The organism is Mycolicibacter sinensis, from assembly GCF_001667375.1.
In the GTDB taxonomy this organism is placed as follows: Bacteria; Actinomycetota; Actinomycetes; order Mycobacteriales; family Mycobacteriaceae; genus Mycobacterium; species Mycobacterium sinense_A.
The window spans coordinates 71731-87412 of sequence record NZ_LZIN01000105.1 but is presented as its reverse complement, the minus strand read 5'-3'; the positions used below and the strand labels follow the sequence as shown (position 1 = coordinate 87412).

The following is a 15682-nucleotide window of genomic DNA, read 5'->3' as shown; positions in this document are numbered from 1 at the left end:
TTCGCCGACGGTGAACAAACCGACAGTTCGCGCCCCCGTGAACGACGTCACATGCGCGTGAGCACACCGTCACACGCTTGTAACGCATGGCGATCCTGCGGCAATATCGGCTTTCTAATCTCATCCGCATGGCCCCGATCGAAACCCCCCGCGCCGGCGACCCCGTTCGGGAACTGGTCGTAGTCGGACACGGCATGGTGGGCCACCGATTCGTCGAGGCGCTGCGCAGCCGGTCCGACAGCGGGCACTGGCGGATCACCGTGCTCGCCGAGGAATCCGATCCGGCCTACGACCGGGTCGGACTGACGTCGTACACCGAAGGCTGGGATCGATCCCGGCTGGCGCTGCCCGGGAACGACTACGCCGGCGACGACCAGGTGCGGTTGCTGCTGCGCTCCCGGGTCGCCGAACTCGACCTGGCCGGCAAGTCGGTGCTCGCCGCGGACGGGCAGCGCTACGGCTACGACACCCTGGTGCTGGCGACCGGATCCCGAGCGTTCGTTCCGCCGGTTCCCGGCCACGATCTACCCGGGTGCCATGTCTACCGGACCTTGGACGACCTGGACGGCATCCGGGTCGACATCCAGTGCATGCTCGAAGCCGGCCACACTCGCGCCGGCGTGGTGATCGGCGGCGGTCTGCTCGGGCTGGAAGCCGCGAATGCGCTTCGTAGCTCCGGCATCCAGCCCCATATCGTCGAGATGGCGCCGCGGTTGATGCCACAGCAGCTCGACGACGCCGGTGGCATGCTGCTGAGCCGGATGATCTCCGACCTGGGCATCGCGGTGCACGTCGGGGTGGGCACCGAGTCGATCGAACAGCTCACCCACCAATACGGCTCACCCAGTCTGCGAGTGCGCCTCTCCGATGGTACCGACATCGATGCCGGGCTGGTGATCTTCGCCGCCGGAGTGCGTCCGCGTGACGAATTGGCCCGCGAGGCCGGCCTGGCGATCGCCGAGCGCGGCGGCGTGCTGACCGACTTGTCCTGTCGGACCAGCGATCCCGACGTCTATGCGATCGGTGAGGTGGCCGCCATCGAGGGCTGCTGCTACGGCCTGGTCGGACCCGGCTACACCAGCGCCGAGGTCGTCGCCGACCGGTTGCTCGAGGGAGCCGCCGAGTTCGGTGAAGCCGACATGTCCACCAAGCTGAAGCTGCTCGGTGTCGACGTGGCCAGCTTCGGGGATGCGATGGGCGCCACCGAGAACTCGCTGTCGGTGGTGATCAACGACCCGGTGAAGCGCACCTACGCCAAGCTGGTGCTCTCCGACAACGCCAAGACCCTGCTCGGCGGCATTCTCGTCGGTGACGCATCCTCCTACGGTGTGCTGCGCCCGATGGTCGGCGCCGAGTTGCCCGGCGACCCGCTGCACCTGATCGCGCCGCCAAGTGACGGCGCCAAGACCTCGCTGGGCATCAGCGCGCTGCCCGGGGCGGCACAGATCTGCTCCTGCAACAACGTCAGCAAGACACAGTTGTGCGACGCGATCGCTGATGGCTGCCATGACGTGCAGGCGCTCAAGGACCGCACCAAGGCCGGCACCTCGTGCGGTTCCTGCATCCCGCTGCTCAAAGAACTGCTGATCGCCGAGGGCGTGGAACAGTCGAAGTCGTTGTGCGAGCACTTCGCCCAGTCCCGCGCCGAGCTCTTCGAAATCATCCAGGTCACCGGAATCCGCACGTTCTCCGAGCTGCTGGAGCGCTTCGGCACCGGACACGGCTGCGACATCTGCAAACCGACCGTCGCCTCCATCCTGGCCTCCACCGGATCTGAGCACATCCTGGAAGGTGAGCAGGCCGCGCTGCAGGACTCCAACGACCACTTCCTGGCCAACATTCAGCGCAACGGCAGCTACTCGGTGGTTCCCCGGGTGCCCGGCGGGGAGATCAAGCCCGAGCACCTGATCCTGATCGGCCAGATCGCCCAGGAGTTCGGCCTGTACACCAAGATCACCGGCGGGCAGCGGATCGACATGTTCGGCGCCCGGGTCGATCAGCTGCCCGAGATCTGGCGCAAACTGGTCGACGCCGGCATGGAATCCGGTCAGGCATACGGAAAGTCGCTGCGCACCGTGAAAAGCTGTGTGGGCAGCGACTGGTGCCGCTACGGGCAGCAGGACTCGGTGAAGATGGCCATCGACCTGGAGATGCGCTACCGGGGGCTGCGCGCTCCGCACAAAATCAAGATGGGGGTGTCCGGCTGCGCCCGGGAGTGCGCCGAGGCGCGCGCCAAGGACGTCGGCGTGATCGCCACCGAACTCGGCTGGAATCTCTACGTCGGCGGCAACGGCGGCATGACGCCCAAGCATGCCCAGTTGCTGGCCGGCGACCTCGACACCGAGACCGTGTTCCGCTACATCGACCGATTCCTGATGTTCTACATCCGCACTGCGGATCGGCTGCAGCGCACCGCACCGTGGATCGAGTCGATGGACAACGGGCTCGACCACGTCCGCGAAGTCGTCTGCGATGACTCATTGGGCCTCGCTTCTGAATTCGAGGCGGCGATGGCCCGCCACGTCGACAACTACACCGACGAATGGAAGGGGGTGCTCGACGATCCGGAGAAACTGTCGCGCTTCGTGTCGTTCGTCAACGCCCCCGACGCCGAAGACACCACCGTCGCGTTCACCGAACGCGACGGCCGCAAGATCCCATTGCCCATCCCGGTACTGCGCATTGAGGAGGAAGCATGATCACCGCTCACAACATTGAGGCATGGACCACCGCCTGCCGATACGACCAGCTGATTCCCGGCCTCGGCGTGGGCGTGCTGCTGGATAACGGCAAGCAGGCCGCGCTGTTTCGGCTCGACGACGGCTCGGTGCACGCGGTGTGCAACGTCGACCCGTTCTTCCACGCGGCGGTGCTGTCGCGGGGGATCGTCGGTGACCGCGGCGGCCGGCTGACCGTCATCTCACCGCTGAAGAAGCAGGCGTTCGCCTTCGACGACGGCAGCTGCCTGGAGGACCCCCGCATCTCGGTCCGGGTGTACCCGACCCGGATCGTGGACGGCTACGTGCAGGTCGGCCGGACCGCTGACGCCCCCGGGCATTCCAGCTCCACCGGGTCCACCGCACTGGCCGTCGCTTAGCGCGGCCGGACCGCCACCGCCCCGGGCCGTGGCTCAGCCGGTCGACTCTACTGCCAGCCGGTAACCGCGCTTGACCACGGTGGCGACAATGTTCTTGTCGCCCAGGGCGGTTCGGAGTCGCAGCACCGCGGTTTCCACCGCGTGAGTGTTACTTCCGTTGCCCGGCAGCGCATCCAGCAGATCATCGCGGGAAACCACCCTGCCGGGGTGGTGGGCCAGCGCCCGCAGGGTCGCCATTCCGGCGGGGGACAACGACTTGGCCTCCCCGTCGACCATCACGCAACTGCTACGGATCTCGATTCGGTGCCCGGCCGTATATACGGTGTGGGTGCGCAACCGGGGTAGCTGGTCGACGATATGGCGGGCCAACGCGCCCAAGCGCATTCGCCGGGGGGACGAGGTGGGTACGCCCAGTACCGCCAGCGGGCGGGCAGTCACCGGACCAACGCACATGGCATGCACATCCGATCGCAGTGCCCCGAGCAACTCGTCAGAGAGACCGAGTTCGGTGGCACGCGTCAGGGTCGCCAGCACGGCCGCTGTTGATGTGAAGCTGACGGCGTCGAATTGCCGCTGGGCGATCTCGGTGGTCAGCTGGTCGAATTCTCCGCCCGGGCGGGCGGCCTGCCACCGGTAGACCCTGATGGGCACCACATCGGCGCCCGCATAACGGAGTTGGCCTAGTAGCTCCGGAATCGGATCACAGCCGCTGGCGGAACCGTGCAGCTGGACTGCGATCCGGCAACCGATCATATTTTCCTGCATCAAGTAGCCGAGCACCGCCGACGACGACTCGGATTGGGGTGACCACTCCTCGGGCAGCCCGGCCGCACGCAAGGCGCCGACCGCCTTCGGCCCACGTGCCACGATGCGGGCTGATCGCAATACCTCGATCAGCTCGTCGACGAGCCCCCAGCCCTCGGCCGCGGCGATCCAGCCGCGGAAACCGATTGCGGTTGTGACAACCAGAATGTCAGGCGGCTCTGCGATCAATTCGTCAGTGCGCCGGTGTAGTTCGTCATCATCGGTCAAATCGATCATCGCGATCGCCGGCGCGGCGCAGACCGTCGCGCCGTGCCGGCGCAGTATGGCGCAGAGCTCGTCAGCACGGCGCGACGAGGTCACCGCAACCCGGTAGCCGCTCAGCGGCGTTTGATTCAGCCGGCTCATGAGCATCCCCGCTGCGGCGGTGGCCACCTTTTTATGCCGGAGCCAGAGCGGCCCGGGCAGGTTGCACGGTGAGGATCGGGCTGCGCACATACCTCAGCCAGGTCAAGCCCGCGGCGACGACATAGCCGGCCAGGAAGATCCAGAATGCCGCCGTTGCCGAGCCGCTGGACAGATACGACTGGCGCAGCGCCAGATTGATACCGACCCCGCCGAACGCGCCGATGGCACCGGCGAATCCGATCAGGGCCCCCGACATGGCCCGGGACCAGTGCTGGCGCTCGCTTTCGCTGAGACCCAGTGCGTGACTGCGGGCCTCGAAGACCGACGGGATCATCTTGTACACCGAACCATTGCCGATCCCCGAGACGATGAACAACGCTACGAAGCCGATGACAAAGCCGACCATGGTGGCGCTGCTCGTGGGACCGCTGCGATGATCGTTGAGGAAGCTGACACCGGCGAGCAGCCCGGCGGCGGCGAACATCCCGCCGAAGGCGGCCAGGGTGACCCGGCCACCGCCGATGCGGTCGGCGACACGACCGCCGATGATCCGCGCCACCGAACCCAATAGCGGTCCGAGAAAGGCGATCTGAGCAGCGTGCAGCGAGGCCTGCGCGGGACTCTGGCCGCTGCCGACGAAGCTGATCTGAAGCACCTGACCGAAAGCGAACGAGTACCCGATGAATGAGCCGAAGGTACCGATGTAGAGCAGCGCGATGATCCACGTGTCGGCCGCAGGTAGAATCGAGCGCATCGCGGTCAGATCGACCTTGTGATTGGCGAGATTGTCCATGAACAGCGCCGCGCCGATCCCGGTGACCGCGAGGAACACCAGGTAGATCGCGCAGACCCAGTGCGGTTGGCGATTGCCTGCGGTTGCCAGCACCGCCAAGCCAACCAGCTGAATCAGCGGCACCCCGAGGTTGCCGCCACCGGCGTTGACCGCCAGTGCCCAGCCCTTGAGCCGGTTGGGGTAGAACGCGTTCACGTTGGTCATCGACGCCGCAAAATTGCCGCCACCGAGACCGGTCAGCACCGCGCACACCAGATACGGCCACAGCGGTAGACCCGGGTGAGCCAGCAGAACCATCATCGACACCGTCGGGATCAACAGGACCAGCGCGGAGAAGATGGTCCAGTTCCGGCCGCCGAACGTCGCGGTGGCCATCGAGTACGGGATGCGCAGGCCGCCGCCGGCCAGGGTAGCGGTGGCCGCGAGCAGAAATTTGTCACCGCTGGTGAAGCCGTACACCGATTCGGGCATGAACAGCACCATCACCGACCAGATCGACCAGATCGAGAAGCCGACGTGTTCGGCGATGGTCGACCAGATCAGATTGCGCCGGGCGATCTTGTCGTTACCGGCGGCCCAGGCCACGGTGTCTTCGGGATCCCAATCGGTGATGACGTGTGAAGGCATGATGACACGGTATGAATCATTCGTTACGGCAAAGCTGCACCTGATGTCCCTCCGGTGAACTTCTGCTCACGGCCGGGCGAGGCCGGCGTGAGACCTGTCTCAAAACCGGGTTACCGGCCGCCGCCGAAGGATCCGGATCGCAACGGAAGCCGAGTCTGTGCGGTGAGGAACCGGTTGGCGACGACGCGGACGAGGAGGGGGTGGGCGCCCAGTGGCTCGGTGACCAGATCCGCTCCGGCGTCGTGCAGTCGTCGCTGAAACAGCCCGTCTGCCAACAGGTAAGAGGCGACCGCCACCCGCCTCGCGCCCCGGCTGCGCAAGGCGGCCACTGAGTCACGAACGCCTGGCGTGCCGGTGGCGGCGAACGCCACCTCGACGTGCGCGCGCAGCAGCCCGGACAGCATTCGGGCGGCCCGGTCGAGGTCGGCCCGCGCCGTCGGGTCCGACGAACCGGCCGCCGCAAGGACCACCGAGTCTCCTGTCCGCCAGCCCGATTCGACCAGCCGCGCGGCGACCACAGCGGCCACGCGCAGGTCCGGCCCCAGACTCGGCGTCATCGTGACGTCAGGGTGGCCGCTGGCCAGCACATGGGTGGGTACATCGACCCGGACGTGATAGCCGCGAGCCAGGAAGGCCGGCACGACGACGGCTGGGCGGCCGGTATCGGCTTCAGCGGAAAGAACCTCGGTCGGGGTGGGGCCCAGCACGTCGACGAACGCCACCCGCACCGGCTGCGCCAGTAATGTGCCGACCCGATCGGCGAGTTCACCGATCATGACGACACCTTCGGGCCGGCGAGTGCCGTGTGCGACCAGGATGGGAATCATGCGGCCCCCGCTTGATCATCGACCGCGAGCCGGTACCCCCGCTTGACCACGGTGGCGACGATCTGGCTGTCGCCCAACGCCGTTCGCAGCCGAAGCACCGCAGTGTCCACCGCGTGTGTGCTGCTGTCGCGCCCCGGTAATGCCCGCCGCAACGCCTCGCGCGGCACGACGACACCGGGCCGGTGCGCCAACGCCCGCAGGGTGGCCAGGCCGGCCGGCGACACCGGCTTGATCATCCCGTCCACGAAGACCCGGCCGTCCTCAATCGTGATGAGATGACCGGCCGCCTGAACGGTACTCATGTATAAGGTTTAGCGGCAGCCGATTTCATCGGTGTTACCGAACGATTTCCAACCCGTTGCCCGGTGCGGTGGCGATTTCGGTCACACCGGCACCGTCTGGGTGTCACGCGGAGCCCGCGGGCTCGTGCCGGGCCGCATCCGCGGCGGGCGGCGCACGTACATCACCCAGGTCAATGCCGCTGCGGCGCAATACGTTGCGAGGAAGATCCAGAAGGCGGGTGTCTCGCTGCCCGTGGCGGCCCAGGCCTGCCGCAAGGTCAGGTTGATGGCGACCCCACCGAGCGCGCCGACCGCGGTGGCGAACCCGATCAATGCGCCGGAATGCGAACGAGCCCAGTGGCGGCGCTCGCCTTCAGGGCAGTCCAGCGACCGGCTGCGGGCCTCGAAGATCGACGGGATCATCTTGAGCACCGAACCGTTGCCCATCCCGGCCAGGATGAACAGCGCGATGAATCCGGTGATGTAGAGCACAATGCTGGTCGAGGTCACCGTGCCCGGGGTGCGGTCGTCGATCGTGCTGGTGACAGCCAGTACTGCGGCGGCCAGGATCATTCCGACGAAGACGACGAAAGTGACCCGCCCGCCTCCGCGCCGGTCCGCTACCCGGCCCCCGTAGATGCGCGACAAGGCGCCCAACAGCGGTCCCAGGAAGGCGATTCGCGCGGCGTACAGCGAGGCTTCGGCGGGGCTGTGGCCGGTCTCCTCGAATGTGACGTGCAGCACCTGGGCGAAGGCGAAGGCGAAGCCGATGAAGGAACCGAAGGCTGCGCAATACAACAGCGAGACGACCCAGCTGTCCGGGATCGACAGGATCGACCGGATGCTGCCCACCTCTTTCGCGCCGTGGTCGAGGTTGTCCATCCGCAGGGCGGCGCCGATTCCGACCAGGGCGAGCAGCACCAGGTAGACGCCGCAGACCAGCTCAGGCTTGGTGTTGCCGAGGGTGGAGAGCACCAGCAGTCCGACCAGCTGGATCGCCGCCACACCGAGGTTGCCGATACCGCCGCAGAGCCCGAGTGCGACGCCCTTGAGGCGCTGCGGGTAGAACGCGTCGACGTTGGCCAGCGACGCTGCGTAATTTCCGCCGCCGAGGCCGGTCAGGGCCGCACACACCAGGTACATCCACAGCGGTTGACCGGGGTTGACCAGCAGCAACAGCGTACCGACGGTGGGAATCAGCAGAATCAGCGATGAGGACACCGCCCAGTCGCGACCACCGAATTTGGCGGTGGCCGCCACGTACGGAATCCGCGCACACGCACCGACCAGGGTGGCGACCGCCGCGAGCAGCAGCTTGTCACCCGCTTTGATGCCGTAGACCGACTCGGGCATGAACAGCACGACCACCGACCACAGCGACCAGATCGAGAAGGCGACGTGCATGGTCGCCGTCGACCAGATCAGATTACGTCGTGCGACGACCTTGTTGCCGCTTTCCCAAGCCGCACAGTCCTCTGGGTCGAATTCGCTGAGATGGGTGGGCGTCATTGAACTCTCCTCGTGCTCTCCGGTCACCGTCGCCGTGCTGATCCGTCGCGAGGGGCCGCCGTGAGAACATACCGATCCGAACTGGCAGCTTGCGGTGTAGAACCTGTAAAAGCGTTGGAGGGGTTCGCCGGTGTGGGCCGCGTCACCTATTGCGTGTGCGCGCAGCCGAATTCGTCAGGTTGTCAGCCGACCGGTAGCCAGCTGTTGACAGCATGAGTGATCTGAAGATAGAGCGGAATGCCGATCGTCACGTTGTAGGAGAACGTCAGCCCCAGCGATGCGGCGAGCGGCACCGTCGGGCTGGCCTCTGGGATCGCAATCCGTTGCACCGCAGGGACAGCGATATACGACGCCGCACCGCAGAGCACGGCGAACAGTACGTAGCTGCCCGTCTCGAAGTGGGTCCCGGTGAGTTGCGAGTAAGTGTGGATGATGAAAATTCCGGCTACGGCAAAGAGATTCGGGGCCAGTAATCCGAACGCGATCAAGCCGCGTCCCGCGCTCCGCAGATCCTTGAGTTTGCGGGATGCCGTCATGCCCATCTCGAGCAGGAACAGGCACAGCATGCCCTGGAACGCCGTGACGAAGACGTGGTCGCCGTCCTCGATGACCGAGGCGCCTTGCAGCCGGCCGATGAAGCCGATGAGGATTCCGCCGAAGAGCAGGTACAGCCCCGGGTTGAGCAGGACTTCACGAAGTAGCGTTCCGCTGACCGGAGCAGTCGCCACCGTCGGGTTCACCTCGACCGGATCTGGGTGGTCGCGCTTCTCCAGCGAGATCTCCAGTTCCGCCTCGACCTCGAGCTCACGCCGGGTCTGGGGCTGCTGCGCCTGGGCGGCGGTGACCAGTTCGAGACGAGCTTTCGGGTTGTAGCCCGGCTCGTCGGGCATGTTGCCCACCGGATCCATCCCGCGCTCACGCAACCGCGCCACCAGCAGCAGCGCCACGATGCAGCCCGGGATCTCCATGATGGCCAGCATCACCGGCATGTAGGCGTCGAAGGCGATGTCCAACGCGGCCAGTACGCCCAGGCAGGTGGCGAAGGTGCCGGCCGAATCCGAGCCGTAATAGCCGGCCACGGTGGCCCGGTCGACTCGTCGCATCTTCGTCATCCGGGTCAACAGCCCATAGGCGACGAATCCGATGATCAGGTTGGTGACGAACCCCAGCACGATGAAGCCCAGGACCTGGGCGATGCTCGAGGAGTCGATGGTGGCGAGCTCCTCACCGCCGCGCCATCCGATCGCCAGCAGCAGGTACAGCGTCAAACCCTGATACAGCACGTAGGGGAACTCGAACTGGATCTTCAGCAGGGGAATCAGGAAACCCATGTAGAAGAAGAGGAGCAGTGGCTTGAAGAGGTTGTGCGTGAAGTTATGCCAGAACTCAAACAGCATTGGGTCTCCCGAGTCAGTATCCAGCGGGCCAGATTACTTCTCGAGGCTGGCCGACAGCTCCCGTGCAGGGTACTGATTTGCTGTGAGGGCCGCGACCGGAAGAAGCTCGGCTCGGATGAGGTTGTGGTGACGTCCTGCTTCTCGTTTTGGCCTGCGGCATGTTCGAGACGGAAGGCTGGCGGCGTAGACGCAAAGTCGAGCCAGGATGAGGTAACCGGAGCCGACAGCTGAGGCGCGAGACCGGCTGTCTCGCAAGTGTTTCGCTGTGATCTGGAACGCTATCGCCGATGAGGACTCCAGTGCGCAGATCCGGTCGGTGGGGCTCGCCAGGGAGGAATTTTGCACGCTGCTGTCCACCATCACGCGGACGGGGATGCGCACCTGACCCGGCACCGCCTGCACCTGCTGGCCCGAGATCAACGCCGTCATCGCCACCGGATCACCGATGCCCGAACCGGGGGCTACAACCGGCTGGTCAGCAGGTCAAATGTGCTGCCTGCGGATGGCGCAATCCCGATTCCGACTATCGGGAAGCAATAGGAGCTGCCAGTCTGCTGTGAATGCAGCTGCCAATTTTCTGGGAATGCGGCATCGGTGCCTAAGCCCTGCGTCCTGGAGCGCCGATGTTCCTGCCCGGCTGGCATCGACGCTGATGGCCAAGATACCGGCCCGGGCCGGGGTTAATCGGTCGTGTCGGCCGGGCGTTCGGTGTTCACACTTGCCGTGCAGATTTCACGGTAACCGCGTTTAAGTGGCAGCCGCCGCCGTAACGACTATCATACGGTGGTCCGTCCCGCACCCGTATTTCCGTCCTCCCGTCATGGAGTTGGATTCACGCCGCACGAGTTCCGGCAGTGCTTTGCGCCAACGGCTTTAAGCCGCTGCCGAGAGAGCTGACCCATGTCACAGAGCCTGACCGTTTCGACCGAAAAGCCGCGCAACGGCCTGGCCGGCCTCAAACACTGGCGTTACGATCTGCGGTCGGGTTTCACGGTGGCCATGATCTCGCTGCCGTTCTCGATGGGAATCGCGATCACCTCGGGAGCGCCGCCGATCTGTGGAATTGTGTCGGCGATCATCGCCGGTTTCGTCCTGCCGTTTTTGGGCGGCTCGTATGTGACCATCAGCGGCCCGGCGGCGGGACTGGCGCCGGCCCTGTTCGCCGGCATGATCATGCTGGGGCAGGTCCGATTGGGCGACGGCGCCTCGGAAGCCGACTTGCTTGCGGTGGGATACCCCCTGGTTCTGGTTGCCATCGTCATGGCGGGCGTGGTGCAGGTGATCCTTGCCAGGTTGAAGGTGGCCCGCCTGAGCGCCATCTTCCCGGCCGCGGCCATTCAGGGCATGCTGTGCGCGATCGGCCTGATGATCATCGCCAAGCAGATCCCGCTGTTTATGGGCGTGGCGTTCGAGGGCCGCGAATTCTGGGCGATCCTGGGCGAAGTGCCCCGCCAAGTCGGGGCGATGAACCTTCAGGTCTTCGGCCTGGGGATCGGTTGCCTGGCGGGGCTTTTCGTGCTCACGGCGGTTTCCGGGCGGTTGCTGAAGGTCATGCCGCCTCCGGTCTGGGTGTTCTTCGCCGGCACGCTCGCCAGCGTGTTCATCCTGAAGCTGGACGAGCACTACCTGATCAACGTCCCCGGTTCGCTCACGGATGGGGTTGTCCTCCCCCAGTTCGGAACGGTGTTCGCCCATCCTGAGCTGTGGCTGCCGCTGGTCTACCTGGTGGTCACCCTGGTCTTGATCGACGGGACCGAGTCTTTGGCGACGATCTCGGCCGTGGACAAAATCGATCCATTTCGCCGCCGTTCCGACCCGGACCGGACCCTACTGGCCATGGGCGCGTCTAACATCGCCTCCAGCACGCTCGGTGGCTTGACCATCATCCCCGGCATGGTCAAGAGCACGGCCAATATCATGGGCGGCGGCCGCACCCAGTGGGCCAACTTCTACAACGCCTGCTTCCTGCTGGTGTTCGTGCTGCTGTTCACCGACCTGATCAACCTGGTCCCGTTGGCGGTGCTGGCCGCCGTCCTGGTGTTCATCGGTTACAAACTGTGTAAGCCCGCGGTCTGGATCCATGCCGCACGGGTCGGAACCGAACAGTTCGTGGTCTTCGCGATCACTGTGTTCGTGACGGTGACGACGGACCTGCTCATCGGTATTTTCGCCGGCGTCGCCGCGGCATTGGTACTGAATCTGTGGTTGGTGGGCCTGTGGCACACGGTGCGCAACGGCACGGAATCCGCCAAGCCGAGTCTGGCCGGCCGCTTCCTGAGTCTCTTTCGCAATCCGGTGTCGCAGCGGGAATTCGAGGACGGCGTTTACCACCTGTACCTGGATAGTTCTCTGGTGTGTTTCAACCTGTTCCACGTCATTCGGGAGTTGGGTCAGCTCCCGCAGGGCACACGGACAGTGCACCTACACTTGAGCTCACGTGTGTCCCTCGTTGACCACACGACAAGTGAGTCCCTTCGTTCTTACCTGGAGGAGTTCACCGGCCAAGACGAGAGTCCAATGCTGGTGATCGAGGGATGGGAACACTTGCGCCCCCTGTCCAAGCACGAGATGAGCACCCGAATCGCCCTGGCCAGCCTTGAGGAGTTGGGCTACCAGACGTTGCCGTCGCGCCAGTCGCAGGCCAGCTCAGCGGTGGTATCCAAGTCCAGCTCGACCGGCATCACGAATACCGTGCCGTCCTTATCCGGGGTGCGGACCAGCCCGGTCGGGGACAGCACCGAGGTCGGGCCGCGCCACGGCAACCAGCCCCGGGAGGTGTAGAGCCGGCGGCTGATCTCGGCTGAACTGAGCGCACCGAGCTCGAAGGCGCCGCGGATCACCTGTTCGCAGGCATTCAGCACCGCGGTGGCCAGCCCACGCCCGCGCTGGTCCTCCCGGACGGCGACGGCCTCGACGTAGCCGCAGCGCAGGGACCGGTCGCGGTAGAGCAGCTGACGCCGGATCACCGCGCCGTGGGCGATCAGGGCACCGCGGTGCCAGATCAGGGCGTGCATGCCACCGAGCGCGTGCTGCCAGTCGGCGTCGGAGAACGCGTCCCCGTAGGCCTCGATGACCAGCTCATGAGCGGCGCGGCGGGTCTCGTCGTCCAGATCGGAGGTGTGGATCAGGCGGGCGGTGCGGACCTTGCGAAGCACCCTCCGGCCTACCAGGTCGAGTGGGCGGACGGGTGCTGACGCGGCCGCGACCAGTGCATCCGCACGGACTGTCCGGGCCGGACCTGCGCCAGGGTGTCGATGTCCTCCTCGACGACCACGCCGACCACCGGATAGGCGCCGGTCACCGGGTGGTCCGGGCCCAGGATGATCGGAAATCCGTTCGGCAGTACCTGGATGGCGCCGCGGGCGGCGCCTTCGGCGGGCAACTGCCGCTCCGGCCACCGGTATTCCAGCGGCATCCCGACCAGTCGCATCCCGGCCCGGTCGCTGTGGTTGGAGACCAGCCAGTTGGTGCGCACCATGATGTCGGGGTCGACGAACCAGTCGTCGCGCGGCCCCGGGGTCACCCGCAACTCGACGACGTCGTCGGGGATGGTCGCGACCGGGGCCTGGTCGACCTCGGGGTACTCGCCGGTCGGTTCGCCGATCTGCAGCACGTCGCCGTCGCGCAACGGCGCCGGTCCGATCGCGGCCATCACGTCGTAGCTGCGCGAGCCCAGCACGGGGGTGACCTCGATCCCGCCGCGCACCGCAAGGTAGGTCCGCAGACCCGATCGGGGCGATCCCAGCGAGATCACCTGACCATCGTGGGCGCGCTGAATGCTGTTGGTGCCGAACGAGACTCCGCTGACTTCGGGGTCGGTGTCGGCGCCGGTGACCGCGATGTCGACATCGCCGCCGTGGACCCGCGCAGAGAAGCCGCCGAACGCCACCTCGATGGTGGCACGGTCGTCGGGATTGGCCAGCAAACGGTTGGCCAGTTGGTGCGAGCGGCGGTCGGCGGCCCCGGACCGGGTGACGCCCAGGTGGCCCAATCCGGGGCGGCCAAGGTCCTCGACCAAGGCCAGCGGCCCGGTGCGCAGTATCTCCAACGTGATCATCGCAACCTCCCGTTCTCGAGTCCCGCGGCCCTCAGGCGGCCCGGAATTGCACGGTCAGGCCCGGTGTGAGCAGCGCTGGGCTTGGTCGTTTTAGATCCCACAGCACGGCGTCGGTGCGCCCGATCAACTGCCAGCCGCCTGGCCACTGGCGCGGGTAGATGCCGCTGAATTGGCCGGCGAGGGCCACCGAGCCGGCCGGAACGGCGTCCCGCAATTCGGGGCGGCGCGGTACCTGCAGTCGCGGGTCGCCGCCGATCAAGTAGGCGAATCCCGGGGTGGAGCCGCCGAATCCCACCCGCCAGGGTGTTGCGGTATGAGCGTTGATCACCTGGGGAACGGTCAAGCCGGTCCGCTCGGCCACCTCGGTGAGATCGGGGCCGTCGTAGACCACATCGATCGTCACGTCGACGGCGGTGTCGGGTGGCGTGGTCTGGATCTCGCCGGAGTCGACGGTCAGCTTGGCCAGCCGGCGCCGGATATCGGCCTGGTAGCCGGGGTCGGCCAGCTTCACCAGCACGGTGTGCGATGCCGGCACGATGTCGACGACCCCGGGCAGCGCCGCGGCGCTCAGCGCCGAGGTCCAGGCCAGTACCTCGGCGGTGCGGCCGAACTGCAACAGCAGTGCGCAGTCGCCGTAGTCGAGGATCCTGTCGGTTTGGGTGCGATCAGTGAAATCCAATGCCGTGCTCATATCTCCGACCGTAGCCATGGAAAGTGATCCAGGCCACAATTCTGCGGGCTATGCCAGAGCGGCCTTACCAAACGCGCAGAGTTGGGCCGCTAGCCGAGGATTTTGGCGATCGGACCCGGCAACTGCTGGGCCACCAGGGGGTAGCTCAGCGGGGAGGCGAAGGCGATCGCCGCGGCCTGATCCCCGGTGGTGAAGACGCTGCGCGATTCACACCCGGCGATGTCGGGATCGTCCAGCAGCGCCCGGCGTTCGTCGTCGTTCTCGGTGGTCCAGATCAGCACGTCGGCGGCGGCGAGGGCGGCGCCGCGCCGGTCATGCTCGATGACCGCCGGGGTATCGGCGACGGTCAGTCCCATCCGGGAGAGGAACTCGGTGCGCCACCCGGTGCTCGCGGTGAGGTTGCCGCTCTCGAGGCGGCCCGCCAGCAACAGCACCTTCTTGTCTTTGAAGCCGGGGTGCGCGGCGGCGACGTCGGCGAACTTCGCGTCGACGCCGTCGATGAGCGACCGCATCTGGGCGCCCTGGTGTACCGCTGTGCCGATCGCGTTGGCCTGAGTTTTCCACGGCTCGAAGAAGGCGTCGCCGCCGGACTGCGGCACGGTCGGCGCGATCGCCGACAGCTTCTGATAGGTGTCGGCGTCCACCCCGGCGTTCGTCGCGATGATCAGATCCGGCTTGAGCTCGGCGATCCGATCGATGTCAATCCCGTTGTCCAAGTTGAGCACCGCGGGTTTGGCGTCACCGAGGCGCTGCTGCGCCCAGGGCCACACCGCGAAGGGCTGGTCGCCGAACCAGGCGGTGACGGCGACCGGTACGACACCCAGCGCCAGCAGGTCGTCCTGCCCGGTGTAGCCCGCGCAGACCACCCGCTGGGGTGGTTCGGGCACGGTGGTCTCGCCGAACAGGTGGGTGATGGTCACCGGGCCCGGGGCGCCGGCGTCATCGGGCCTGTCCGACGAACAAGCGGCCAGCCACGCTACGCCCGCGGTGGCGCATAGACCTAAGAAGCCGCGTCGGCTCCACTGATCGCGCATGGCGCGAGATTAGTCGGTCTGCATGATTGTGGGAGTAGGAAATGAGGCTGTGTGTCACCGGAGACGCTGGCCGGAAGCGGAAGTTAGGCTGTTTCAGCATGGGCCGACGGGGCAGGCAAAGGTGGCCGGGGTCTGCCACGTCGGCGCCCCGGGGAACGCAGCAGAAATGGCTAATCGCGCTAGGCGGTTTGGGGGTCGT

General features: G+C 66.2%; 12 protein-coding genes and 2 pseudogenes. 3 read left to right on the top strand and 11 right to left on the bottom strand.

Annotated elements, in window-relative coordinates:
• The first annotated feature begins 128 nt into the window (after positions 1–128).
• Positions 129–2699, top strand: a complete 2571-nt coding sequence (gene nirB, locus A5771_RS21105; RefSeq protein WP_082947375.1) for a nitrite reductase large subunit NirB — start codon at positions 129–131, stop codon at positions 2697–2699.
• The gene (gene nirD, locus A5771_RS21100; RefSeq protein ID WP_064857134.1) at positions 2696–3097 is read left to right on the top strand and encodes a nitrite reductase small subunit NirD; all 402 of its coding nucleotides are present in this window, start codon (positions 2696–2698) and stop codon (positions 3095–3097) included. Before nirB ends, nirD begins: the two co-directional genes overlap by 4 nt.
• Before the next feature lie 33 nt (positions 3098–3130).
• Here nirD and A5771_RS21095 read toward each other — a convergent pair whose 3' ends face one another.
• The 7 genes and pseudogenes from A5771_RS21095 to A5771_RS23190 all read right to left on the bottom strand — a co-directional run bounded on the left by A5771_RS21095 (position 3131) and on the right by A5771_RS23190 (position 10136).
• A complete protein-coding gene (locus A5771_RS21095) occupies positions 3131–4267 on the bottom strand; it encodes a uroporphyrinogen-III synthase (RefSeq protein ID WP_064857176.1) in 1137 nt (378 codons plus the stop codon).
• A gap of 31 nt (positions 4268–4298) precedes the next feature.
• On the bottom strand, positions 4299–5687 hold the full coding sequence (locus tag A5771_RS21090) for a nitrate/nitrite transporter (RefSeq protein ID WP_064857133.1): 1389 nt from the start codon (positions 5685–5687) through the stop codon (positions 4299–4301).
• 110 nt (positions 5688–5797) lie between these two features.
• Positions 5798–6514 (bottom strand): sirohydrochlorin chelatase, encoded by a 717-nt coding sequence (locus tag A5771_RS21085; protein WP_064857132.1) that lies wholly within the window; start codon positions 6512–6514, stop codon positions 5798–5800.
• Positions 6511–6810, bottom strand: a pseudogene (locus A5771_RS21080) (winged helix-turn-helix domain-containing protein); the annotation flags it as partial. The pseudogene A5771_RS21080 and the gene A5771_RS21085, both read right to left, overlap by 4 nt.
• Before the next feature lie 87 nt (positions 6811–6897).
• Entirely contained in the window at positions 6898–8304 is a 1407-nt protein-coding gene (locus A5771_RS21075; RefSeq protein WP_064857130.1) for an MFS transporter, read from the bottom strand.
• Between the two features lie 182 nt (positions 8305–8486).
• A complete protein-coding gene (locus A5771_RS21070; protein WP_064857129.1) occupies positions 8487–9701 on the bottom strand; it encodes a sodium-dependent bicarbonate transport family permease in 1215 nt (404 codons plus the stop codon).
• 33 nt (positions 9702–9734) lie between these two features.
• Complete coding sequence (locus A5771_RS23190; protein ID WP_131808966.1) at positions 9735–10136, bottom strand: hypothetical protein; 402 nt, start codon at positions 10134–10136, stop codon at positions 9735–9737.
• 591 nt (positions 10137–10727) lie between these two features.
• Here A5771_RS23190 and A5771_RS24230 point away from each other — a divergent pair.
• Positions 10728–11768: pseudogene (locus tag A5771_RS24230) on the top strand (SulP family inorganic anion transporter); the annotation flags it as partial.
• A gap of 542 nt (positions 11769–12310) precedes the next feature.
• On the opposite strand, the gene A5771_RS21065 reads toward A5771_RS24230, so the two are convergent.
• The 4 genes from A5771_RS21065 to A5771_RS21050 all read right to left on the bottom strand — a co-directional run bounded on the left by A5771_RS21065 (position 12311) and on the right by A5771_RS21050 (position 15483).
• Entirely contained in the window at positions 12311–12856 is a 546-nt protein-coding gene (locus A5771_RS21065; RefSeq protein WP_064857175.1) for a GNAT family N-acetyltransferase, read from the bottom strand.
• A gap of 8 nt (positions 12857–12864) precedes the next feature.
• A complete protein-coding gene (locus A5771_RS21060) occupies positions 12865–13758 on the bottom strand; it encodes a 5-oxoprolinase/urea amidolyase family protein (protein WP_064857128.1) in 894 nt (297 codons plus the stop codon).
• 31 nt (positions 13759–13789) lie between these two features.
• The gene (locus tag A5771_RS21055) at positions 13790–14449 is read right to left on the bottom strand and encodes a 5-oxoprolinase subunit B family protein (RefSeq protein ID WP_064857127.1); all 660 of its coding nucleotides are present in this window, start codon (positions 14447–14449) and stop codon (positions 13790–13792) included.
• An 89-nt stretch (positions 14450–14538) separates the two neighbouring features.
• Positions 14539–15483 carry an ABC transporter substrate-binding protein gene (locus A5771_RS21050; protein WP_064857126.1) on the bottom strand — a complete coding sequence of 315 codons (945 nt, stop codon included), beginning with the start codon at positions 15481–15483 and terminating at the stop codon, positions 14539–14541.
• Positions 15484–15682 lie beyond the last annotated feature (199 nt).